This window comes from Virgibacillus sp. M23 (genome assembly GCF_034190895.1).
GTDB classification, from domain to species: domain Bacteria; phylum Bacillota; class Bacilli; order Bacillales; family Amphibacillaceae; genus Virgibacillus; species Virgibacillus salarius.
In genome coordinates this window covers 1-637 of record NZ_JAWDHA010000155.1, presented here as the reverse complement: position 1 = coordinate 637, position 637 = coordinate 1, and the positions used below count along the sequence as shown (strand labels likewise).

Sequence of the window (637 nt, the reverse complement as noted above, 5' to 3'; positions counted from 1 at the left end):
AGCTCACAGAGAGGAATCCCGAACGAAGCCGTTTTCCCGCTTCCCGTCTGTGATTTGACGACAAGATCCTTTCGTTCAAGGGCAGCCGGGATCACGCTCTGCTGCACCTTGGTCGGTTCTGTATATCCCAGTCCTTCCAGTGCTCGTAAAATGTCATGACTGATTTGATAGTTTTTAAAATGACTCATGTATAAACTCCTGTCTCTTGCAGATGTTCTCATTATACTCTAATTGACGAAGGCGTATGTGTTTTGTCGAAAAAATGACGTGTTAAAAGCCATCGATTCCCTGGCGTTTTAGCTCTTGAACAGCCAATCGCGCCAGTGCGTCGGCCCCCGCGCGGTTCGGATGCAGCGTATCTCCGTCCATATAAAGCGCGAGTGTTTTTTCCGGACCGATCGATGTAAAGTATGCCGAGCTGAGGACATTTAAGTCAATGAGATGTGTTTTTTCCTCTTCGGCCAAAGCCAAAATAGAGGCCCTGTACCATCTGTTGACAGACGAATGGATGCCTTCAGAAGTAAAATCGGTCGCCCGGCCCTGAGGCGTTGATAGGATGACGTCCGCTCCTTTCGCTTTCACCTGGCGGATCATATCACGCATCATCTCTTTAAACTCCGCTTCAGATTCATTATGC

General features: G+C 48.4%; 2 protein-coding genes. Both read right to left on the bottom strand.

Translation table 11 applies throughout. The features are described 5' to 3' along the window. A partial coding sequence (locus RVS70_RS21760) for a DEAD/DEAH box helicase (RefSeq protein WP_321134806.1) occupies positions 1 to 188 on the bottom strand: 188 nt, incomplete at its 3' end. 82 nt (positions 189 to 270) lie between these two features. Further along, positions 271 to 637, bottom strand: a 367-nt coding sequence (locus RVS70_RS21755; RefSeq protein WP_321134805.1) for a GDSL-type esterase/lipase family protein, incomplete at its 5' end; no start/stop codon positions are given.